The organism is Sphingomonas oligoaromativorans (genome assembly GCF_011762195.1).
Taxonomy (GTDB): domain Bacteria; phylum Pseudomonadota; class Alphaproteobacteria; order Sphingomonadales; family Sphingomonadaceae; genus Solisphingomonas; species Solisphingomonas oligoaromativorans.
Map to the genome: position 1 here is coordinate 404,504 of NZ_JAASQK010000004.1, position 21,699 is coordinate 426,202.

A 21,699-nucleotide genomic window follows, 5' to 3' on the forward strand; every position below is an offset into this window, starting at 1 on the left:
GAAACGCAAGCCGGGTGGGGGAAGTTTAGAACTTCGCGCGGACGCGCACGCCCCAGGTCGAGGGAGCCTCATAGTTCGACAGGAACACCGCGGAGAGGCCGTTGGTCGTCCCGCTGACGCCCGCGCTGGTGCGGATGCGATGGTTGGTCACGTTCTGACCAAACGCCTCGATCTCGTACTTGTCGCCCGGAGCCGCGTAGGTCATGCCGAGATCGATCTTGGCATAGGCCTTCTGCTGGTCGAACTCGGTGCCGAGCAGGCCCTTGCCGGCCTGATCGTCCGGCTTGTAGCGCGATGCCACGTCGCCGTTGAAGTAGCTCAGCCAACTCCGCGTCTCGTAATGGACGGTGAAGCGCGGCGTGAGGCGGCCTTCGTTCGGCAGCAGGAAATCATGCTCGTAGGTGGCCGTCATCGAGAAATGCGGCGCGTGCGGGAGCTGGTTGCCCGCCAGATTCTCGAAATTCTCTTCAGCCGTCGGATAGATACGGTTGTCGATCGTGACGAGGTGATCCAGCTTGGTGTGCTGATAGGTGCCCGCGAAGTTGATGCGGTCGGTCCGGGTGATGTTGGCCGTGATTTCGGCTTCGATACCCCAGGCCTTCGCGCCCTTGGCGTTGGTCGTCACGAGCTGGCTGCCCGTGATGTTGCCGTTCGCATCCTGCGTCGTGATCGCCTGGTTGACCTGATAGCCCTTGAAGTCCTCATAATAGGCCGCGAGGTTGACCGTGGCACGTCCGCCGAACAGCCGCGACTTGGAGCCGACTTCATAGTTGGTCAGCGTCTCCGGGCCAGCGAGCAGGCCGCCGTCCTCGATGTTGCCCGACTTGAAGCCCGTGCTCACCGAGCCGTAGACAAGGGTGGTGTCGGTCACCTGCGCGTCGGCGCGGGCCAGCCAGGTCACCTTGTTCCACTTGCCGTGGGTGTCGTTCTTGGAGATATCCCACAGGTTGCCGTAGCCGAGCGCGCTGCTCTCGGCGTTCAACTGGTCGACGACCTGCTGGGCGTTGCCCGCGCCATTGTTGGCAATGCCGAAAATCCCCGGCAGGCCAGGCGTGTTGTAGCAGTTGGGATTGCCAGCCGCGACCGTGCCACCGCAGTAGGTGATGTTGCGGCCGCCGACGTCCCGCTTCTCGTCGGACGTGTAGCGAATGCCGCCGGTCAGGTTGATCCAGTTGTTCACATGCCAGATCGCCTGGCCGAACGCGGCGCGCGAATCGATGGTGCGATCAGCCTGGATGAACGTGCCCGCCCAGTTGAAGGTGCCGTCGCGATAGCCGTTGCGCTGGTCGATATCGAAGCGAATCTGGTTCTTTTCGTGGCTGTAATAGCCGCCGAGAATCCAGTCGATCGTGTTCTTGCCGATCGACTTCAACTGAACTTCCTGGCTCCAGGAGTCATAGCGCGAGAAGGTCGTCCGGTTCTCGCCGAAACTGTCGTTCGGCAGGTTGATCGAACCATCCGCATTCTGCGTCGGCGGATGCGCGCCGGCATCGGCATCCGAGTCCGCATTGCCGCCGACCCGCGACCAGCCGGCGATGTAAGCCGCTTCGATATGATCGCTGAAGTCATAGGTCATGTTCGAGCGGACGCCGCCCGAATAGCGGTTGGTCTGCGGCGCGGTGTCGACCAGCGCGGACCAGAACTTCTGGCCGGCCCGCGGATGCTGCATCAGCGACAGGATGGGCGCACCGTCATCCTTGTAATATTCGCCGCTCAGATTCCACTTGAAGCGGCCGAGATCCCACAGAGCGCTGAGACGTGCCGACTTCTGATCCGCCGCGCCATAGCGCTTGCCGCTGGTGACGAAGGCGGAACGGTTGAGGCCGGGAATATTCGGCGCCTGCTGATAGCTGATGTAGCCGTCATGACGATCCGTGATGAAGGCAGCGCGCAGGGCGAAGTTGCTCGTCACCGGGATGTTGACCATCCCGCGCACGCCGAAGCGGTTGTAGCTGCCGCCCACCGCCTCAAGGCTGGCGTGGAAGTCATCGAGCTTCGGCTTGGCGGTCACCATGTTGATCGCGCCGACGGTCGCGTTGCGGCCGAACAGCGTGCCCTGCGGGCCACGCAGCACTTCGACGCGCTCCATATCGTACAGCAGGACGGAAGCGCCCTGCGCGCGCGGCGAATAGATGCCGTCGACGTAGATCGCGACCTCGGGGTCGGCGACTTCCGTGTAAGCGCTGTCATTGCCGATGCCGCGCATCGTGAGCAGAATGGCGCCCTGATCGCCCTGCTGGGCGAAATGAAGGCTGGGCACGAAATCGGCGAGGCCGGTGACGTCCTTGACCTGCTGCTTATCGAGCTGGCCCTGACCGAAAGCCGAGATGGCGATCGGCGTGCGCTCGAGGCTCGTCTCGCGCTTGGTCGCGGTGACGGTGATTTCCTGGATCTGGCCGGCCTCGGCCGCTGGAGCGGGCGTGGCGGGGGCGCTGTCCTGCGCGAAGGCAGTCGAGGTAACGAAAAGCGTGGCCGCAAGCGCAGTGCTCGCGGCAAGAATATGCCGGGTCATGCATCCCTCCCAGAAATCGCCCAGTTGATGGGGCTTGGCCGCCTTCAAACAGAACCAGACAACGATGTCAAAGAAAATTTGACATCGTTGTCTGGTAAAAAGCAGCCGGAACGAAGGAGACTTGTGCTTGTCGAGCCGAATGGTAGCGTTACCGCATGATGGGGGAGAGAGGGACGCCGCAGGACGGTCGGGCTGACCGGCTGTTTCGGTTGCTTGTCGGGGTTTATCTCGGCGGCGGCCTGCTCAACTCCATGGTGAACCTGCTCGTGCCGCGGCTCCGGCTGACGCTGGGGCTGAACTATCATCAGGCGCTGACGGTGCAGTTGGCTTATTATTCGAGCTATCTGCTGTTCGCGCTGCCGATCGCGCTCGCCGTCGTGCGTATCGGCTATCTGAGGGCCATCGCGGCCGGTCTTGCCGTGGTGGGGGCGGGGTGTCTGCTCCTGTCGATCGCCAACGGCGCGCGGGATTATCCCTCCATGCTGGCTTCGCTGCTGTTGCTGTCGTCGGGCGCGACGGTGCTCCAGATCGCTGGGAATGCCGTGGTGGCGGCCGCGGGTTCGGGTTCGGCCATGGCGTCGCGCTTCACATTGCTTCAGGCGTTCAATTCGTTGGGCACCGTTTTGGGGCCGCTGATCGGCGCGTGGTTCCTGCTCGGTGCATGGCAGGGCCGGCTGATGCCGGAGCTGCCCTTTCTGGCGATGGGCGCGGGACTGCTCTGCCTGGCCCTCGGCTTTTTCCTTGGCCGCGATCTCCTGCCGCGCACCGCCGGTTCCGGCGCGGCAACGCCGAGCTTCACGCGCATCCGCCGCTTGCTGGCCCATCGGCCGATGCAGGCCGGCGTGATCGTGATCTTCGCTTATGTCGGTGCGGAGGTGACGGTCGGGACGCTGGCGGTCAATTATCTCATGCTGCCGGATACGATCGGTGCCGGAGCGGTTTTCGCCGGACGGCTCGTCAGCCTGTACTGGGGCGGAGCGATGATCGGCCGCTTCGCCGGTTCCTGGCTGCTCCGGCGGATCGCGGCGGCGCGGATGCTGATGCTCGCGGCCTGCGGAGCGTTGCTGCTGTTGGCGGTCGTGATCGGTGTCGGTGGAATGGCCGGAGCCATCGCGATCCTGGCGATCGGGTTGTGCAACTCCGTCATGTTCCCGCTCGGCTACGCGCTCGCTATGCCGGACGACGAGGCGGACATGCCGCTGGCCTCGATGTTGCTGTGCATGGCCGTCGTGGGTGGCGCGGTAATACCGGTATTGACGGGCTATGTCGCCGATGCGCGCGGGCTGGTGTTTTCGCTCCTGGTTCCGGGGGCGTGTTATATCGTGATCGTTGCGTTCGCACTCTACCGCTCGTCTCGCAACCGGGAGCTGTCGTGACCATTACTATCAAGGACGTTGCCGCGCAGGCCGGCGTCTCTGCGAAGACCGTCTCCCGCGTCATCAACCAGGAGGCGCATGTCCGTCCCGAACTGCGCGATGCGGTGATGAAAGTGGTCGAGGCGCTTGGTTATCGACCCAATGCCTTTGCACGCAGCCTTTCGAGCTCTCGGTCCTATCTGCTCGGTTTGTTCCTCCACGATCCCGCCTGGTCGAGCTACGCCGTGGCGATGCAGCGCGGCGCGCTGATGCAATGCCGGAAGCGGAATTATCATCTTGTCGTCGAGCCGCTCGACATCTCGTCGGAGGGATGGGAGCGGCAGATGATGACGAGCATCGACGCGCTGAGACTGGACGGCGCGATCCTGACGCCGCCGGTCTGCCGCCATGGCCCGCTGCTGGATCGGCTGGAGGCATTGAAGCTGCCTTATGTCCGCATTTCGCCGGGGGAGCGTTTGGAGCGCTCCGGCGTCGTCGACATCGACGAGGAGCGGGCGGCCTATGACATGACGCGCAGTCTGATCGATCTTGGCCATCGGGATATCGGATTTATCAAGGGCATCCCCAGCCACGCGGCGACTCCGAAGCGACTGAAGGGTTATCTGGAGGCGATGCGCCGGGCGGGATTGAGCGTCATCCCGGATCATGTCGCGCCGGGGGATTTCACCTTCCGTAGCGGAATCGAGGCGGGCGAGGCGATGCTGCGCGGCCCGTCCCGTCCCACCGCGATCTTCGCCAGCAATGACGACATGGCGTTGGGCGTGTCGGCGGCGGCGGCCAAGCTGGGCCTGACCGTGCCGACGGACCTTTCCATCGCGGGCTTCGACGACACCGCGACGGCGCGGATCGCCTGGCCGCCCATCACCACGGTTCGCCAGCCGATGGAGGAGATGGCGGCGGCTGCCGTCGATATCCTCATCGATCCCGTCTATCGCAACGCGCCCGGCGATCCGCGTTTCCAGCGCGAACTGTCCTATGCCCTCATCACCCGCGAGAGCACCGCGCCGCCTGCCGCCTCCTCATGAAACCGGGCGTGGCGGCGGATCGCGGGCATCCTTTGCGAAGAAGAAGATCAGCATCGCCGTCGCGATCACATTCTGGAATAGCGCGTGAAGCCCCGCGCCATGGAGCCCCAGCCACAACACCAGCAGCGGCAGCAGCGGATAGAGCGCGAGATTGGTCACCAGCGTCACCGCCATGGATCGCTGGGGCTTGCCGAGCGCCGTCAGTCCCGCCGCGATGGGCGAGGCGATCAGGGCCGCGAGCCTCGCCCCCGCGATCAGCGTGACGATGACCGCGCCACCCTGAAAGGTGTGGCCGCCCAGGAAGGGCAGGAGGTGGTTGCCCGCTGCCCAGAACGCGACGACGATCGGCGCGGCGAGGGCGCCGGCAATGGTGGCGCTCCGCCAGACGGTATGGCGGAGCTGATCGAACCGTCCGTGCGCGACCTGATCGGCGAGCACCGCATAGCTCGCCTGGCTGAGCAGCTTGGAGGGCTGATCCAGCAGCGTCGTCGCTCTCTGGGCCAGCGATAGCAGGCCGGCCGCCACCGGCCCCAGCATCCAGCCGATCGTCAGGGGAGCGAGATTGGGCGCCAACTCGCGCAAAGTGATGTCGAGATTGGTCACGAGGATGAAGCGGCCGAAGCCGGTCGGCTCCCGCAGCAGCCCGCGCCACGGCCCGCGAAGCGGCTCGGAGGCCATCAGCTTGCGCCACGCGATCAGGCCGAGCGCCCACATCGCGACGCCCTCGGCGACGCTGGACAGGAGCCAGACGAGCAGGAAGCCGTCCAGTCCGCCGCCGATCGTCCATATGATAAGCGTCCCGAACAGCCGCACGGTCGGCGACACCGCCTGGTGGATGCCGATCAGGTCGAAGCGTCCGGCGACCTGGAGCAGTCCCTGGGGCGTGGCGCGAACCGTCGCGAGCACGGCGAGGCTGTAGGGCACGGCGATCCGCATCGCATCCGGCGACCAGCCAAGCCTCGGCCCGACCAGAGGCACGGCCGCCGCGGTGACGAGCACGGCCAGCAATCCGAAGCCCAGTTCCACCACGGCCATGAAGCGAACGATCCGCGCCAGCCGCGCCGGATCGTTCTCCGCCGCCGCCAGCGATCCGTAGCGGACCACCCCGTGGAAACCGGAAAAGGCCAGCAGGCTGCCGACGAACAGGGCATAGCTGTTCACCAGCACGAGCATCCCATAATCGCGCACGCCGAGCGTCCGCGCGACGATGATGAGATAGACCAGGCTCATCAGCCCGGCCGCCGCCTTGCCACCGAGCAGGTGCGCCAGATTGGCGACCACTCTCTTCAGGCCCGATTCAGCTTGTCTGGTCTCTTTGGCGGGCGAGGACGCAACTGGCGTTCGGCCGGGTGCAACTGGGGCGGTCATGCGGGCGCTCTACCCTTGTGCCGTGCCAAATGCACGGTGGCGGGAGTCACGAATCTTTCCATGAACGCTATTTAATAACGGGAAAAGCTGCGGGAATGGCCAATCGGCTACGTCTCTTCCGATAGGCGAGCATCGGTTTCGAGCATTTATGAAAATCGGATTTTTGTTCAACCACGACCAGATCCATCAGGTCGCCCACTCGCTGCCCATCGCGATGGCGCTGGCCCGCGTGGCGCCCCATGTCGATATCGTCGTGGCGACCACCAACGAGCGTCTCTCGGCCGAAGTCCGGCGGATCAGCGCGGCGCATGGGGTGACGCTGCCGTCGGTCGAATTGACGTTGCGCCGGCCGCTCACCCGTTTCGCGCGGCGCCTGGAGGCGATCCTGCCGATCACCAAGCTCGGCATCTATCGCGACAATCTCGATTTCTTCGCCTCGCTGGACATGCTGGTGGTGGCGGAGAAGACCTCGCTGCTGCTCAAGAGCCATTATCATCTCGACAATCTGCGTATCATCCATACCCGCCACGGCGCGGGCGATCGGGCGATCGGGTTCGACAAGGCGAGCGCGAAGTTCGATCATGTGCTGGTGTCGGGGCCGAAGATCCGCGAGCGGCTGATCGAGGAAGCGGGGCTTTCCCCGGATCGCCTGTCGACGGTCGGCTATCCGAAGTTCGATCTGCTGCCGAAGGTGCCCGTGCGCCTGCCGTTTCAGGACAATGGCAAGCCGACGGTGCTCTATAATCCGCATCCGTCGCCGCATCTGTCGTCATGGTATCGGCACGGCCGTGCGGTGCTCGACCATTTCCTGAACGACGACCGCTACAACCTGATCTTCGCGCCGCATGTGATGCTGTTCCACCGGCGTTTCGTGCTGACCATCGACAAGCTGCGCATCGATCGGCCCGGCCTGATCGACCGCCGGGTGAAGGAAGCGCCGAACATCCACGTCGATCTGGGCAGCCGGGCCTCCACGGACATGACCTATACCTCCGCCGCCGACATCTATCTCGGCGACGTGAGCAGTCAGGTCTACGAGTTCCTGTATCGTCCGCGCCCGTGCCTGTTCCTCAACAGCCAGAACGCGGAATGGCGGGGCAACCCCAACTATGCCCATTGGCAGACCGGCGAAGTCATTGCCGATCCGACCGATCTCGGTGCGGCGCTGGATCGCGCCGTTGCCGAACATGCGCATTATCTGCCCATGCAGCAGGAATTGTTCCGCCGCAGCTTCGATCTGACCGAGGAGAGTTCGGCCGATCGCGCGGCAAGGGCCATTCTCGGCAGCCTCGCGCGGCCGGTGCAGCAGATCGTGCCGGCGATCAGCAGTGGCGCGGGCCGCCACTCCAAGCGCCCCACCGCGGCGGCGGCCTGATCGGTCAGAAGCCTCGCATCCGGTCGAGGATCGCCAGGCCGGCGGCCTCGAACCGGGCAGCGCTGAAGCGATCCAGCACGGTGGTGCGGGCGAGGGCGCCCATGGCCTCGAGCTGTTCGGGCCTCGCGAGCATGGTCGCCAGTGCGCCGGTGAGCGCGCCAGCATCGCCGGGAGGCACGAGCGCTCCAGTCTTGCCCGGATCGATCGAATAGGGAAGCTGGCCCACGCCGCTCGCGATCACCGGGAGCCCCGCCTGCATGGCTTCGTGGACAGCGACGCACAGCCCCTCCGAGCGCGAAGGCTGAAGATAGAGATGCAGCCCGGCGAGATAGGCACGCGGGTTCTCCGTATATCCGGCTAGTCGGAGCGAGGTGACGCCCAGCGCCCGCGCGCGGGCCGCCAGCGCCTCCCGCTCGGCGCCTTCCCCTGCGATTGAAACCTCGATCGGCAAGCCCGTCGCCGGCAGTTGCGCGAGCGCGTCGATCAGGACGTCATATCCCTTCACCGGATGCAGGCGGCCGAGCGTTCCGATCCGCAAGACCTCACCCGCTTGCCACGGCTTCGCCTGAGGGGCGCTTGGGTCCGCGCGGAAGATCGACCATTGCACGAGGCGCTCCGGCGGCACCCTGAGACGTTCGGCGGTCAGCCGCGTCACGGCATCGGAATCGCCCACCCAGAGGCGCGACATTCCCTGCATGGCGCGGAGCAGCCGACGATTGGCGGGCTTGAGATAGGCCGCGTGCTGCCAGCTCACGACAGGTATGCGCCGCCGCGCACCGGCGAGTTGCCCCAGTAGCGTCGCACGGCTCAGCGATGTCCAGAGATGCGTCGGTCGCGTTGCGATGATCTGGCGATCGAGCCACCTCAGCGCGGCGACATGATCCTTCTCGCCGCCCTCCCTGACGATGACGTCGAGCCCGGCCGCCTCCATCGGGGGGATCGCCCGGCCGTCGCGGCGGGTGAGGGCGAGGATGCGGATCTCCGCACCGCCCCGGCGCAGGACGTCCGTGACGGCCGGCACGGGCAGCGCCGCTCCGCCGCCCTCGACCGAATTGATGACATAAGCGATGCGCATCAGGATTTTGCCCGAGCAAAGAGGTCGAGATAGGCCGTTGCACCCGCGCCTATCCGATAGGGAGCGACAGCCTCCGCCAGTGCCGCCGGGTCCGGCGCGGGCCGGTCGAGCAATTCGCGGAGGGCATGGGTGAGGGCCGGGATATCCTCGATCGGCACGACAAGCCCTCGCGCGGGGTCGGTCAGGACGTCCTCCACGGCCGGCGTCGACGCCGTGGCGATGACGGGTCGCCCGGCGCCCAGCGCTTCGACGATCACGGCGCCATAGCCCTCGAAACGCGAAGGCAGCACGAACAGCCGCGCCTCATCGAGAAGGGGGCGGATATCGGGCGCATAGCCTGCCAGTCGGACCCGATCGGCGAGCCCCGCCGCCGCAATCTGCCGCCGAAGCGCCTCTTCCTCCGGGCCGCTTCCGGCGATCATAAGCCGGGCATCGCGATCGCCGAGCTGACGGAAGGCTTCGATCAGAAGATCAAAACCCTTCTGGTGGATCAGGCGTCCGGCCGCGAGGATCGTGCGTCCCGATGCGGGGGCGGCCGGCGGATGGTCATCATCGAGCGCCGGCAAGGGAATGGTCGTGGCGATCGGGCGCTTCATCATGGCGTCCGCGCTCCGTCGAGCGGCTTCGTCCATAGCGACGAGCGCATCCGCGCGGGCGAGCAGGCGCCGCATTCGACGCCGGAACAGCGCCTGACGCAGCCGCCGGCGTCGCGGCATCTCCAGAGGCGAGCTGATCTGGACGAGGATCGTCGGGCGCGGCCTGATGCGGCTCAGCGCCGGCACAACTTCCCAGTGGAAGTTTCCGGTCACGAAGAGCGCATCGACGGGGTGCGCCCTGAAGTAGCGCGCGGCTGCCCGGCCCAATCGCTGACGTGATCGCGTGCCGCGCGGAATGGGCGGCTCGGCCGGGATCAACCGGGCGTCCTCGGGCACCATGGCCCGCAGCGGCCCATGTTCGTCGCCGCAGAAGATGGTGACGGCTACCCCGCGGCTGATCCACTCCCGCGCGAGGCGCAGAGCGATCCGCTCCGTGCCGCCGAGCGGGAAGTCATGCATCACGATGCCGATGGAGGCGGGGTGCTTCATCCCCGCGCGGTAGCATCCGAACGGCGCCCGGAACAGCGGATCGCAACACTCTTGCGGAAGGATTTGCGAGACGGCCAAATCGTGTATGTCAGCCAGCCGGAACTGGCGGAAGGATCGAGACGATGAAGACACGGGCGGCTGTGGCATTCGAAGCGAAGAAGCCCCTGGAGATCGTCGAGCTGGACCTTGAAGGCCCGAAGCCCGGCGAGGTGCTGGTCGAGATCATGGCGACGGGCATCTGCCATACCGACGCCTATACGCTCGATGGGCTCGACAGCGAGGGCCTGTTCCCCTCGATCCTCGGCCATGAGGGTGCGGGCATCGTGCGCGAGGTGGGCGCGGGCGTCACCTCGGTGAAGCCGGGCGACCACGTCATCCCGCTCTACACGCCGGAATGCCGCCAGTGCAAAAGCTGCCTCTCGGGCAAGACCAACCTCTGCACGGCGATCCGCGCCACGCAGGGCAAGGGGCTGATGCCCGACGGCACCACGCGCTTCAGCTACAAGGGGCAGCCGATCTATCATTATATGGGCTGCTCGACCTTTTCGAACTTCACCGTCCTGCCCGAAATCGCGGTCGCCAGGATCCGCGAGGACGCGCCCTTCCAGTCGAGCTGCTATATCGGCTGCGGCGTGACGACCGGCGTCGGTGCGGTGGTGAAGACGGCCAAGGTGACACCAGGCTCAAACGTGATCGTCTTCGGCCTGGGCGGCATCGGCCTCAACGTGATCCAGGGCGCCAAGATGGTCGGCGCGGACAAGATCATCGGCGTCGACATCAACGACTCCAAGGAGGAATGGGGCCGCAAGTTCGGCATGACCGACTTCGTGAACCCCACGAAGGTGGAGGGCGATCTCGTCGCCCACCTCGTGGCGCTGACCGATGGCGGGGCGGACTACACCTTCGACTGCACCGGCAATACGCAGGTGATGCGCACCGCGCTGGAAGCCTGCCATCGCGGCTGGGGCGAGAGCATCATCATCGGCGTGGCGGAGGCGGGCAAGGAGATCAGCACCCGTCCGTTCCAGCTCGTCACCGGTCGCGTGTGGAAGGGCTCGGCCTTCGGCGGCGCCAAGGGGCGCACCGACGTGCCGAAGATCGTCGACTGGTACATGAACGGCAAGATCGAGATCGACCCGATGATTACCCATGTGCTGACGCTGGACGAGATCAACAAGGGCTTCGACCTGATGCATGCCGGTGAGAGCATCCGTTCGGTGGTGGTTTTCTGAGGTGAGCCAAGGCTGGATTCTGACGCTCACCTGCGCGGACAGCGTGGGGATCGTGGCGGGTGTATCGGGTGCGCTGGCGGGGGTGGACGGGTTCATCCTCGACAGCCAGCAATATGCCGATCTGGAGACGGGGCGCTTCTTCATGCGGCTCGCCTTCATGAAGGGCGGCGAGCGTTTCCCTGCCGATGAGGCCGGGTTGAACGCGGCGCTGACGCCGGTCGCGGAGCGTTTCGCGCTGGACTGGCAACTCCATCGGGCTGACGAAAAGCCACGCGTGCTGATCGCGGTGTCCAAGGGTTCGCATTGCCTCGTGGACTTGCTCCACCGCTGGCGGACGGGCGTGCTGCCGATCGACATCGTCGGTGTCGTTTCCAATCATATCGATCTGGAGCCGATCACCCGCTGGCATGGCGTGCCCTACCACCATCTCCCGGTGACGGCCGACACGCGCGACCGGCAGGAGCGCGCCATCGTCGACCTGTTCCGCGCCGAGCGGGCGGAACTGATGGTGCTCGCGCGCTACATGCAGGTGTTGTCGCCTACTCTGGTGAGCGAACTGGAAGGGCGCTGCGTCAACATTCACCACAGCTTCCTGCCAAGCTTCAAGGGCGCCCGACCCTATGAGCGGGCGCACGCGCGGGGCGTGAAGCTGATCGGTGCGACGGCTCACTTCGTCACCGGCGATCTCGACGAGGGGCCGATCATCGAGCAGGCGGTCGAGCGGGTCGATCATCGCTCCACCGCCGCCGATCTCGCGCGGATCGGCCGCGACATCGAAGCGCAGGTGCTGGCCCGCGCGGTCGGCTGGGTGGCGGAACGACGGGTGTTCCTGAACGGCCAGCGCACCGTGGTTTTCCGATAGGAGCAGGCATGGAGACGGTCTCGACCAACCGGGCGTTCGGCGGCGTTCAGGGCGTCTATCGCCACGCCTCGCATGAGACGGGCACGGACATGACCTTCTCGGTCTACGTTCCGCCGCACGAAGAGGGCGCGAAGCTGCCGGTCGTCTGGTATCTCTCGGGCCTCACCTGCACCCATGCGAATGTGACGGAGAAGGGCGAGTTCCGCGCCGCCTGCGCGGAGCTGGGCCTGATCTTCGTGGCGCCCGACACCTCGCCGCGCGGCGAGGGCGTGGCGGACGATCCGGCGGGCGCCTATGATTTCGGGCTGGGCGCGGGCTTCTATGTCGATGCGACCGAACAACCTTACGCCCCGCATTACCGCATGTGGAGCTATGTCACCGAGGAACTGCCGGCGCTGATCGCGGCGGAGTTTCCGGCGGACATGGCGCGCCAGTCCATCATGGGCCATTCTATGGGTGGCCACGGCGCGCTGACCATCGGGCTGAGCCTCGCCGATCGCTTCAAGGCCGTCTCCGCCTTCGCGCCCATCGTGGCGCCCTCGCAGGTGCCTTGGGGAGAGAAGGCGCTGTCCGGCTATCTCGGCGCGGATCGGGCCGCGTGGCGCCGGCATGACGCCGTCGCGCTCATCGAGGACGGCGCGCGCGTGCCGGCCCTGCTGGTCGATCAAGGCGAGGCGGACGGCTTCCTGAAGGAGCAGCTCCGCCCCGAATTGCTGGAGGCCGCCTGTGCTCGTGCGGGCATTTCCCTGACGCTTCGGCTCCAGCCGGGCTACGATCACAGCTATTATTTCATCTCGACCTTCATGGCCGAGCATCTGCGCTGGCACGCAGCCCGGCTGGGCTAGGCCACGTCCTCGAACTTCTCCTGACAGGGAAGGCTGTCCACCCGCGGCAGCAGCACGTCGAGGAAGGCGAGGGTGGTCGGCCGGGTCCGCTCGACATTGTGGATCACCCACATGCGGCTGAGCGCCCGATCTCCGCTGATCTCGCGATAGTGAAGGTTCGCGACATGCAGACGGCGCAGCGACGCCGGCAGCACCGTGATGCCAAGCCCCGCCGAGACGAGGCCCAGCAGCGTGGACATCTCATGCGTCTCCTGCACCAGACGCGGATGGAGCCCGGCACTGCCGAACAGCCGCCACAGATCCTCCTGAAACCCCTCACGGTCATAGGGATAATGAACCATCGGTTCGCCACCGAGATCGGCGACGTCGATCGGATCGGAGGTATTGGCGAGGCGATGGCCCGTAGGCATGGCGACATACATGCGATCCACGGCGATCGCCATGGCGGTGAGGTCGGAAGGCAGGGTCGGTCGCCGGCCGCTGCGGATCAGGCCGATGTCGAGCGCGCCGCCGGCCACGCCCTCGCGCTGGGCGGCGAGCGACTTCTCGGAAAGATCGAGATGCACCTCGGGATGGAGGCGGCGGAAATCGGTCACGGATTCCGAGAAGATCGGCATGAACAACGCCGATGCCGAAAGGCCGATGCTCAGTTCGCCGATCTCTCCGCTGGCGGCCCGGCGCGTGACGTTGATGGCATGTTCGGCGCGTTCCAGCGTCGCCCTGGCCTCTTCGAGGAACAATCGGCCCGCGAGCGTGAGCCTGACCCGGCGGCTGGAGCGTTCGAAGAGCTGGACACCCAGTTCCCCCTCTAGCTGCCGGATCTGCTGGCTGAGTGGGGGCTGGGAGATGCCGAGCTGTTCGGCCGCGCGACCGAAATGAAGTTCGCTCGCGACACGGACGAAGTAGCGGAGATGGCGCAATTCCATGATCGATATGCATTACATATCGATCGGTCCTAAATCCATACTGGACCTCGGTTGACAGCGCGCGCACATCAAACGCGTTCGGACCCTGCGCCCCCGTAGTTCCCCCCCTCCACGGCGCGCGCGCAGGGTTCGACGCCTCCTTTGCGCTCCACCCTGTGGGCGACTTCGAGTTGAGAGAGCGTGATGAACGGCATCGTCCGGATAGCCCTGGCCCGCCCGCTGACCTTCATCGTGATGTCGATTCTCATCGCCATCGTCGGCGTTCTTCAGGCGGCCCGCACTCCGGTCGACATCTTCCCGAACATCGGCGTGCCCGTGATCGCGACCGCCTGGCAATATGCCGGGCTGTCGTCGGACGACATGTCGGGTCGTATCATCACTCCGTTCGAGCGCGTGCTGACCACCACGGTCAACGACATCGACCATATCGAGAGCCAGTCGATGCAGGGCATCGGCGTGGTGAAGATCTATTTCCAGCCGGGCGCGAACATCCAGACGGCGACCGCGCAGGTGACATCCGTCTCCCAGACCATCCTGAAGCAGCTCCCGCCCGGCGTCACGCCGCCGCTGATCCTCAACTATAACGCGTCGACGGTGCCGATCCTCCAGCTCGCCGTGTCGGGCAAGGGGCTGTCCGAGCAGAAGCTGTTCGACCTGTCGCAGAACCAGATCCGCCCCGGTCTGGTGACGGTGCCGGGCGCGGCGCTGCCTTATCCCTCGGGCGGCAAGCAGCGCCAGGTGCAGGTGGATATCGATCCCGAGGCGCTTCAGTCCAAGGGTCTGTCGGCGCAGGACGTCGGCAACGCCATCGCCAACCAGAACCAGATCAATCCGGCCGGCTTCGCCAAGATCGGCACCTTCCAGTATAACGTCGCGCTCAACAATGCGCCGAACTCGATCGAAGGCCTCAACGATCTGCCGGTGAAGACGGTCAACGGCGCGACCATCTATCTGCGCGACGTCGCCCACGTCCGCGATGGCTCTGCGCCGCAGCAGAACGTCGTGCATGTCGATGGCACGCGCTCCGTGCTGATGACGATCCTCAAGAACGGCGCAACCTCGACCCTGTCGATCGTGCAGGGCGTGAAGGACAAGCTCCCGAGCATCACCGAGACGCTGCCCTCGACGCTGAAGGTGCTGCCGATCGGCGATCAGTCGGTGTTCGTGCGCGCCGCCATCCAGGGCGTCATCAAGGAAGGCGCCATCGCCGCCGCGCTCACCTCGCTGATGATCCTGCTCTTCCTGGGCTCGTGGCGCTCGACCGTCATCATCGCGATCTCGATCCCGTTGGCGATCCTGTTCGCGGTGATCTTCCTCGGCGCGACCGGCAACACGCTCAACATCATGACGCTGGGCGGGTTGAGCCTCGCGGTCGGCATCCTCGTCGACGACGCGACCGTCACCATCGAGAGCATCACCTACCATCTGGAGCAGGGGAAGAGCGTCATCCGCTCCATCCTCGACGGTGCAGCGCAGATCGTGACACCGGCTTTCGTGTCGTTGCTTTGCATCTGCATCGTGTTCGTGCCGATGTTCTTCCTGCCGGGCGTGGCGGGCTTCCTGTTCGTGCCGCTGGCGCTGGCGGTGGTGTTCGCGATGATCGGCTCGTTCATCCTGTCGCGCACGCTGGTGCCGACGATGGCCATGTATCTGCTGAAGCCGCACGTCCATGCCGAGCATCGCGAGGAGACGCGTAACCCGCTCGTCCGCTTCCAGCGGGGCTTCGAGGCGCGGTTCGAGCGGCTGCGCAAGGGTTATGGCGGGCTGCTGGGCCGGGCGCTCGGCGCGCGCAAGCCCTTTGCTATCGGCTTCCTCGCGATCGTTGCGGTGTCTTTCCTGCTGGTGCCGTTTCTCGGGCGGAACTTCTTCCCGTCGGTGGATGCCGGGCAGATCACGCTGCACGTCCGTGCGCCGGTGGGCTCGCGCATCGAGGATACGTCGGCCAAGTTCGACCAGATCGAACGCCGCATCCGCCAGATCATCCCCAAGGACGAACTGGTGACGATGGTCGACAATATCGGCTTGCCGGTGTCGTCGATCAACACGACCTACAACAACTCGGGCACCATCGGCCCGCAGGATGGCGATATCCTCATCACGCTCAGCGAGGATCACAAGCCGACCGCGGGGTATGTCACGCGCCTGCGCGAGGAACTGCCGCGGGCCTTCCCCGGCGTCACCTTCGGCTTCCTGCCGGCGGACATCACCAGCCAGATCCTGAACTTCGGCGCTCCGGCTCCGATCGATATCCAGATCGTCGGCAAGGACGCCAAGGCGAACATGGCCTATGCGCAGAAGATACTGCGGCGCGTGAAGGCGATCCCCGGCGCGGCTGATGGCCGCATCCAGCAGTCGTCCGCTTACCCGGAGCTGCGCGTCAACGTCGACCGGACCCGCATCGGTCAGTTCGGGCTGACCGAGAAGGACGTCACCACCAGCCTCGCCAACGCGCTGGCGGGCACCTCGCAGACCGCACCGGTCTATTTCGTGAACCCGGAGAACGGCGTGTCCTATACGGTCACCGCACAGGCACCGGAATATCGCGTCCGCACGTTGCAGGAACTGAGCAACATTCCGGTGACGGGCGGCGGCGCCACCCAACCGCAGATCATCGGCGGCATCGCCAATTTCACCCGCGACAACACCGATGCGGTGGTCAACCATTACAACATCGTGCCGGTGCTCGACATCTACGCGACGCCTTCCGGGCGCGACCTCGGGGCCGTCGCCGGAGACATCAACAAGGTGTTGCGGGATTTGAAGAAGGAGGCGCCGAAGGGCACCACGGTGACACTGCGCGGCCAGTATCAGACGATGAATATCGCCTTCTCGGGCCTCTTCTTCGGGCTGATCGGCGCGATCGTGCTGATCTACCTGCTCATCGTCGTGAACTTCCAGAGCTGGCTCGATCCGTTCGTCATCATCACCGCGCTGCCCGGTGCCATCGCCGGCATCATCTGGATGCTGTTCCTGACGGGCACGACGCTGTCGGTGCCGGCGCTCATCGGCGCGATCATGTGCATGGGCGTGGCGACCGCCAACTCGATCCTGGTCGTGAGCTTCGCCCGCGAGAAGCTGGAGGAGCTGGGCGATGCCACCAAGGCGGCATTCGAGGCCGGGATGACCCGCTTCCGCCCGGTGCTGATGACCGCGCTCGCCATGGTGATCGGCATGTTGCCCATGGCGCTCGGCCTCGGCGAGGGCGGCGAGCAGAACGCGCCGCTCGGCCGTGCCGTGATCGGCGGCCTCCTCGTTGCCACTTTCGCCACGCTGATGTTCGTGCCCGTCGTCTTCAGCGTCGCCCATCGCAAGGGCCGGCCCGTTTCGTCCGCCGCCCGACTGGAGGAAATCCATGCATGACACCTCGTCCGTGCGGAGCGCGCCGCCGGAGGACTCGCGTTCGCTGAAGCGCGTGGGCGTCGCGGCCGCCGTGGTCGCGATCGCCGCGGTCGCGTGGGGCATTCATGCCCGCCATCATTCCGATGCGGAGCTGGCGGACTGGACCAAGGCCCAGTCGGTGCCGACCGTCGCCGTGGTGAAACCCCAGTCGGAGGCTGGAACGGGCGCATTGGTGCTGCCGGGCAATGTGCAGGCGCTGAACAGTGCGCCGATCTATGCGCGGACCAACGGCTATGTCCGCAAGTGGTTCGTGGATATCGGCTCGCCGGTGAAGCCCGGCCAGCTTCTCGCGCTGATCGACGCGCCGGAAGTGGACCAGCAGCTCGCCCAGGCCCGCGCCGATCTCCAGACCGCGCACGCCAATGAGGCGCTCGCCCGGACGACTGCCACCCGCTGGTCGACGCTGCTCGCCAAGGATGCCGTCTCCAAGCAGGAGGCGGACGAGAAGCAGGGCGATCTGGCGGCGAAGGCTGCGCTCTCGAATGCGCAGATGGCGAATGTCCGGCGGCTGGTGGCGTTGCAGGGCTTCACCCGGATCGAGGCGCCTTTCGCCGGCGTGGTGACCAGCCGCTCCACCCAGATCGGCCAGCTCGTGACGGCGGGCACCGCCGCTTCCCAACCGCTCTTCACCGTATCGGACGTGAGCCGCGTGCGCATCTATGTGCGTGTGCCGCAATCATCCTCCGGCCAGATCAAGCCGGGTCTCCATGTCACTCTGACGCTGCCGGAATTTCCCGGCCGCAACTTCGACGCGGTGCTGACGCGCGCGGCGGAGGCCGTGGATCAGCAGTCCGGCACGGAACTGGTCGAGCTTCAGGCCGCGAACCCTGATGGCGCCCTGAAGCCGGGCGCCTATGCGCAGGTGCGCTTCCCGATTTCGGGGACGGCCAATGCGGTTACGCTTCCGGCCAGCGCGGTGATCTATCGCAGCGACGGAACGCTCGCCGCCGTGGTGGATGCGCAGGGCCGCGTGAAGCTGCATCAGGTTCGGATCGGGCGGGATTCGGGCGATAAGCTGGAAATCGTCGCGGGCCTCACGGCAGCCGATCAGGTGATCGACAGCCCGCCGGACGCCATCCAGAACGGCGACCAGGTTCAGATCGCGAAGGATGCACCCGCCGATGCGAAGCACTGAGCGGGCGGTTTCCGCCTTCGCGCTGGCCGCGCTCCTGTCGGGCTGTTCGCTGGCGCCGGATTATCACCGTCCGTCCATCACGACGCCGACGGCCTACAAGGAGGTGCCGGAGGGCTGGTCGGTCGCCGCTCCCGCGGCGGACGCTCCTCGCGCGGCCTGGTGGGACGTTTTCGGCGATCCCGTCCTGACGGGACTGGAGAAACGCATCGAGGCTGGCAGTCCCTCGCTCGCGGCGGCTGTCGCGCGCTATGACGAGGCGAGGGGGGCTCTGCATGAGGCCCGAGCCGATCTCTTCCCGGAAATCGGCGTTGGCGGAAGCGCGGCGCGGGATCGGGTTTCGGCCAACCGCCCGTTGTCCCCGAACGGGCAGGCCGGAACCTATAACGACTACAAGGCCGGCGCTTCCATGATCTGGGAGATCGACCTGTTCGGCCGCATCCGCAACTCGATCAAGGCCAGCCATGCCGAGGCACAGGCAAGCGCCGCGGATGTGGCCGGCGTGCGGCTGGGCCTGCAAACCAGTCTCGCCACCGCCTATTTCCAGATGCGCGGGCTCGATGCGCGCGAAGGTCTGCTCCGCCAGACGGTCGATGCCTATCAGCGCGCCTATGATCTGACGAATGCCCGCCACGAGGGCGGCGCGGCGTCCGGGCTCGACACCAACAGGGCACGCACCCAGCTCGCCTCGGCCAAGGCGGAGCTGTTCGAAGTCCACGCCCAGCGCGCGGCGTTCGAACATGCTATCGCGGTGCTTGTCGGCGAGCCTGCATCCAGCTTTTCGATCGCGGCTGACCCGACGTTGGGCGCGGCGCCGGCCTTCGCGACGGGCACTCCGTCCACGCTGCTCCAGCGCCGACCGGATATCGATGCGGCCGAACGTCGCGTGGCGGCCGCCAATTCCCGCATCGGCGTGGCCCGCGCCGCGTTCTTCCCGACGCTGACGCTGGGCGGCGGCGGCGGTTGGGAGACGACCGGCCCCAATCTGCTGAGTACCGCGAGCAGCTTCTGGGCACTGGGGCCTGCCTCAGCCGCGCTGACGGTGTTCGATGGCGGTGCCCGTGCCGCTCGCGTCCGTATCGCACGGGCGGAGTTCCGGGAAGCGTCCGCGAACTACAAGCAGACGGTGCTCAACGCCTTCCGCGAGGTGGAGGACGATATCGCCCGTGATCGCGATCTCCGGCTGGAGGAGCATGAGCAGGCGGAAGCCGTCGCCGCCGCCGAGCGGACCCGCGATCTGGCGCTCACCCGGTATCGGGACGGCGCATCGGATTATCTGGAGGTCGTGACGGCCCAGACCGCCGCGCTGGACGCGGAGCGCGCGTTGCTCGATCTCCATACCCGTCAGTTGACGACGTCGGTCGACAGCGTGCGGGCATTGGGAGGTTCGATCGCCGGCTGAGCGATCTTCCGGTTCCCCGTGTCGGGCCGGCATGATATCCCTCCGTCCCGCCCACGGATTTCGGAAAAGGTGCCGTTTGGACGGAGATGATCGCGGCACGGGCCTTCAGAAGACCGCGCGCGAGCCCGGTCTGGTGTGGTGCTATCGATGCGACGAGAAGGGGGTGAGCGTGCTCGACGCGGCTCTCCCGCCGCCGGATACGCCTTTCCGCTGGATACACCTCAACCTTTCCGACCAGCGCAGCCTACGCTGGCTGGAGGAGCGCCCGGAATTCGGACCGTCGATCCATGCGCTGATGCTCACGCGCGACAGCCATCAGCGCTGCGTGGTCGAAGGTGGCGTGGTGGGGCTGTTGCTGCATGATTTCGAACGAGGCTTCGATCCGTCGAGCGTCGGCCGAATCGGGAGCCTGCATGTCGCGCTGAGCGACGGCCTTCTGGTGACCGGGCGCTATCGCCCCCTCCACAGTGCGGATCTTTTCCGCGCGCGGCTGGAGGAGGGGGAGGCTGCGGAGGATGCCGAAACCGCGCTCGGCGTCCTGCTCGCTACGCTCACGGACAGCATGGGCTCGCTCGTTCTCGATCTCACGACCGAACTACTGGATGCGGAGGAAAATCTGCTGGTGGACGATCTCGCGCCCGATACTCGGCGCCTGATCGCGGCCCGTCGGCGCGCTGCGCAGTTGCACCGGATGATCGGCGGAATGCGCGCGACACTCCAGCGGCTTGAGCGGCAGCCGGGCCTCCCGCCGGAGCTGGCGCCGGTCGCGCAGCGTTTCCAGCCGCGCCTCTCGGCCCTTGATACGGACATCGTCGCCGCGCAGAACCAACTCAAGCTGCTTCGCGACGAACTCGATCTTCAGGCGGCGCAGCGGATCAATTCGAATATCTACCTGCTCTCGATCCTGACCGCGCTGATGATGCCCGCCACGCTGGTGACGGGCTTTTTCGGGATGAATACCAGCGGCCTGCCGTTCGCGCAGGGGCAGCACGGCACGCTGATGGCCACGATCGTGGCGCTCGTCTCGGCGGGCGGTTCCTATTGGCTGCTGAAGCTGATGGGCCTCGTCCGGCGGCAATAGGCCTGCCGGTCAATAGAGTTCGGGGACGTACATTCCACGCGGGACGGGATGCCGCTCATAATCCTCGTGGCGCACGCGATCGGGCAGCACGACAGGCGCGCGCTCGATCTCGTCATACGGGATCTGCGTGAGGATATGGCTGATGCAATTGAGCCGGGCGCGCTTCTTGTCCACCGCCTCGACCACCCACCACGGCGCTTCCGGGATATGCGAGCGCTCCAGCATCTCCTCCTTGGCGCGGGTATAATCTTCCCAGCGGCGACGGGATTCCACGTCCATCGGCGACAGCTTCCACTGCTTCAGCGGATCGTGAATACGCATGGCGAAGCGGAACTGCTGCTCGTCGTCGGTGATCGAGAACCAGTATTTGAGCAGGATGATGCCCGAGCGGATCAGCATCCGCTCGAACTCCGGCACGGAGCGGAAAAACTCCTCCACCTCGTCGTCCGTGCAGAAGCCCATCACTCGCTCGACGCCGGCGCGGTTGTACCAGCTCCTGTCGAACAGGACGATCTCGCCCGCCGCCGGCAGGTGCGCGGCGTAGCGCTGGAAATACCATTGCGTCCGCTCGCGCTCGTTCGGCGCGGGGAGGGCGGCCACGCGGCAGACGCGCGGGTTGAGCCGCTGCGTGATGCGCTTGATGACGCCGCCCTTGCCGGCCGAGTCCCGGCCCTCGAACAGGATGACGACCTTCAGCCCCTTGTTCTGCACCCAGTCCTGAAGGCGGACCAGCTCGTGCTGGAGCTTGAAGAGCGAACGGAAATAGACGCCGCGATCGAGCGTCTGCTCCCTGTCCGGGGCGTCGATCAGCAGGCTTTCGAGCCTGCTTTCGTCAAGCTCCATCTCCAGCTCTTCGTCGAAGCTGTCGGCCAGCTCCTCGCGGATACGATCGAGATCAGAGGCGTAGTTGGTCATGCGGCGATCGCTAGCGCGGGATGATGTCCCTCCGATGACAGCGGGCTCATCGCGCTTTCCCTTCGGCGCCAGATATGGAATGGGCGCTC

The 21,699-nt window shown here is 66.0% G+C and carries 16 protein-coding genes; 10 read left to right on the forward strand and 6 right to left on the reverse strand.

Features of this window, described 5'->3' with window-relative positions; translation table 11 throughout:
• Positions 1-25 precede the first annotated feature (25 nt).
• Positions 26-2,512, reverse strand: coding sequence for a TonB-dependent receptor (locus tag FHS98_RS10595; protein WP_167104085.1), 2,487 nt, complete (start codon positions 2,510-2,512; stop codon positions 26-28).
• A gap of 155 nt (positions 2,513-2,667) precedes the next feature.
• Between FHS98_RS10595 and FHS98_RS10600 the strand changes: the two genes are divergently transcribed.
• Entirely contained in the window at positions 2,668-3,888 is a 1,221-nt protein-coding gene (locus tag FHS98_RS10600) for an MFS transporter (RefSeq protein ID WP_167104088.1), read from the forward strand.
• On the forward strand, positions 3,885-4,913 hold the full coding sequence (locus FHS98_RS10605) for a substrate-binding domain-containing protein (protein ID WP_167104091.1): 1,029 nt from the start codon (positions 3,885-3,887) through the stop codon (positions 4,911-4,913). Before FHS98_RS10600 ends, FHS98_RS10605 begins: the two co-directional genes overlap by 4 nt.
• Here the strand turns inward: FHS98_RS10605 and FHS98_RS10610 are convergent.
• Positions 4,908-6,194: an oligosaccharide flippase family protein gene (locus FHS98_RS10610; RefSeq protein WP_167104094.1), complete on the reverse strand. Its 1,287-nt coding sequence runs from the start codon at positions 6,192-6,194 to the stop codon at positions 4,908-4,910. The two genes, FHS98_RS10605 and FHS98_RS10610, sit on opposite strands and share 6 nt — an antisense overlap.
• A gap of 235 nt (positions 6,195-6,429) precedes the next feature.
• Here FHS98_RS10610 and FHS98_RS10615 point away from each other — a divergent pair, with 235 nt between their 5' ends.
• Complete coding sequence (locus FHS98_RS10615; protein WP_167104097.1) at positions 6,430-7,656, forward strand: hypothetical protein; 1,227 nt, start codon at positions 6,430-6,432, stop codon at positions 7,654-7,656.
• A 4-nt stretch (positions 7,657-7,660) separates the two neighbouring features.
• Here FHS98_RS10615 and FHS98_RS10620 read toward each other — a convergent pair whose 3' ends face one another.
• Together FHS98_RS10620 and FHS98_RS10625 are read right to left on the reverse strand one after the other, a co-directional pair.
• Positions 7,661-8,731: a glycosyltransferase gene (locus FHS98_RS10620; protein WP_167104100.1), complete on the reverse strand. Its 1,071-nt coding sequence runs from the start codon at positions 8,729-8,731 to the stop codon at positions 7,661-7,663.
• Positions 8,731-9,816, reverse strand: coding sequence for a glycosyltransferase (locus tag FHS98_RS10625; RefSeq protein WP_167104103.1), 1,086 nt, complete (start codon positions 9,814-9,816; stop codon positions 8,731-8,733). Before FHS98_RS10625 ends, FHS98_RS10620 begins: the two co-directional genes overlap by 1 nt.
• A 122-nt stretch (positions 9,817-9,938) precedes the next feature.
• Here FHS98_RS10625 and FHS98_RS10630 point away from each other — a divergent pair, with 122 nt between their 5' ends.
• The 3 genes from FHS98_RS10630 to fghA are packed head-to-tail and all read left to right on the forward strand — an operon-like array spanning position 9,939 to position 12,755.
• Entirely contained in the window at positions 9,939-11,048 is a 1,110-nt protein-coding gene (locus FHS98_RS10630; RefSeq protein ID WP_167104105.1) for an S-(hydroxymethyl)glutathione dehydrogenase/class III alcohol dehydrogenase, read from the forward strand.
• Entirely contained in the window at positions 11,011-11,910 is a 900-nt protein-coding gene (purU, locus tag FHS98_RS10635) for a formyltetrahydrofolate deformylase (RefSeq protein ID WP_167104108.1), read from the forward strand. The genes FHS98_RS10630 and purU overlap by 38 nt, the downstream gene beginning before the upstream one ends.
• 8 nt (positions 11,911-11,918) lie before the next feature.
• On the forward strand, positions 11,919-12,755 hold the full coding sequence (gene fghA / locus FHS98_RS10640) for an S-formylglutathione hydrolase (protein WP_167104111.1): 837 nt from the start codon (positions 11,919-11,921) through the stop codon (positions 12,753-12,755).
• Here fghA and FHS98_RS10645 read toward each other — a convergent pair.
• Positions 12,752-13,681, reverse strand: a complete 930-nt coding sequence (locus FHS98_RS10645; RefSeq protein WP_167104115.1) for a LysR substrate-binding domain-containing protein — start codon at positions 13,679-13,681, stop codon at positions 12,752-12,754. The genes fghA and FHS98_RS10645 overlap by 4 nt on opposite strands.
• 183 nt (positions 13,682-13,864) lie before the next feature.
• Here FHS98_RS10645 and FHS98_RS10650 point away from each other — a divergent pair, with 183 nt between their 5' ends.
• The 4 genes from FHS98_RS10650 (at position 13,865) to FHS98_RS10665 (ending at position 20,695) form a co-directional block, all read left to right on the forward strand.
• On the forward strand, positions 13,865-17,041 hold the full coding sequence (locus tag FHS98_RS10650) for an efflux RND transporter permease subunit (protein WP_167104118.1): 3,177 nt from the start codon (positions 13,865-13,867) through the stop codon (positions 17,039-17,041).
• Complete coding sequence (locus FHS98_RS10655) at positions 17,034-18,215, forward strand: efflux RND transporter periplasmic adaptor subunit (RefSeq protein WP_167104121.1); 1,182 nt, start codon at positions 17,034-17,036, stop codon at positions 18,213-18,215. Before FHS98_RS10650 ends, FHS98_RS10655 begins: the two co-directional genes overlap by 8 nt.
• Positions 18,202-19,614, forward strand: coding sequence for an efflux transporter outer membrane subunit (locus FHS98_RS10660; protein WP_167104123.1), 1,413 nt, complete (start codon positions 18,202-18,204; stop codon positions 19,612-19,614). Before FHS98_RS10655 ends, FHS98_RS10660 begins: the two co-directional genes overlap by 14 nt.
• Before the next feature lie 76 nt (positions 19,615-19,690).
• Positions 19,691-20,695: a CorA family divalent cation transporter gene (locus tag FHS98_RS10665; protein WP_167104126.1), complete on the forward strand. Its 1,005-nt coding sequence runs from the start codon at positions 19,691-19,693 to the stop codon at positions 20,693-20,695.
• A 9-nt stretch (positions 20,696-20,704) separates the two neighbouring features.
• Here FHS98_RS10665 and ppk2 read toward each other — a convergent pair whose 3' ends face one another.
• A complete protein-coding gene (gene ppk2 / locus FHS98_RS10670; protein WP_167104129.1) occupies positions 20,705-21,610 on the reverse strand; it encodes a polyphosphate kinase 2 in 906 nt (301 codons plus the stop codon).
• Positions 21,611-21,699: the final 89 nt, after the last annotated feature.

Bases quoted from the DNA above. Each gene is read 5' to 3' on its own strand.
- FHS98_RS10595 (WP_167104085.1), bottom strand. From the start codon at position 2,512: ATGACCCGGCATATTCTTGCCGCGAGCACTGCGCTTGCGGCCACGCTT.
- FHS98_RS10600 (WP_167104088.1), top strand. From the start codon at position 2,668: ATGATGGGGGAGAGAGGGACGCCGCAGGACGGTCGGGCTGACCGGCTG.
- FHS98_RS10615 (WP_167104097.1), top strand. From the start codon at position 6,430: ATGAAAATCGGATTTTTGTTCAACCACGACCAGATCCATCAGGTCGCC.
- FHS98_RS10620 (WP_167104100.1), bottom strand. From the start codon at position 8,731: ATGCGCATCGCTTATGTCATCAATTCGGTCGAGGGCGGCGGAGCGGCG.
- FHS98_RS10625 (WP_167104103.1), bottom strand. From the start codon at position 9,816: ATGAAGCACCCCGCCTCCATCGGCATCGTGATGCATGACTTCCCGCTC.
- FHS98_RS10630 (WP_167104105.1), top strand. From the start codon at position 9,939: ATGAAGACACGGGCGGCTGTGGCATTCGAAGCGAAGAAGCCCCTGGAG.
- purU (WP_167104108.1), top strand. From the start codon at position 11,011: ATGCCGGTGAGAGCATCCGTTCGGTGGTGGTTTTCTGAGGTGAGCCAA.
- fghA (WP_167104111.1), top strand. From the start codon at position 11,919: ATGGAGACGGTCTCGACCAACCGGGCGTTCGGCGGCGTTCAGGGCGTC.
- FHS98_RS10645 (WP_167104115.1), bottom strand. From the start codon at position 13,681: ATGGAATTGCGCCATCTCCGCTACTTCGTCCGTGTCGCGAGCGAACTT.
- FHS98_RS10650 (WP_167104118.1), top strand. From the start codon at position 13,865: ATGAACGGCATCGTCCGGATAGCCCTGGCCCGCCCGCTGACCTTCATC.
- FHS98_RS10655 (WP_167104121.1), top strand. From the start codon at position 17,034: ATGCATGACACCTCGTCCGTGCGGAGCGCGCCGCCGGAGGACTCGCGT.
- FHS98_RS10660 (WP_167104123.1), top strand. From the start codon at position 18,202: ATGCGAAGCACTGAGCGGGCGGTTTCCGCCTTCGCGCTGGCCGCGCTC.
- ppk2 (WP_167104129.1), bottom strand. From the start codon at position 21,610: ATGACCAACTACGCCTCTGATCTCGATCGTATCCGCGAGGAGCTGGCC.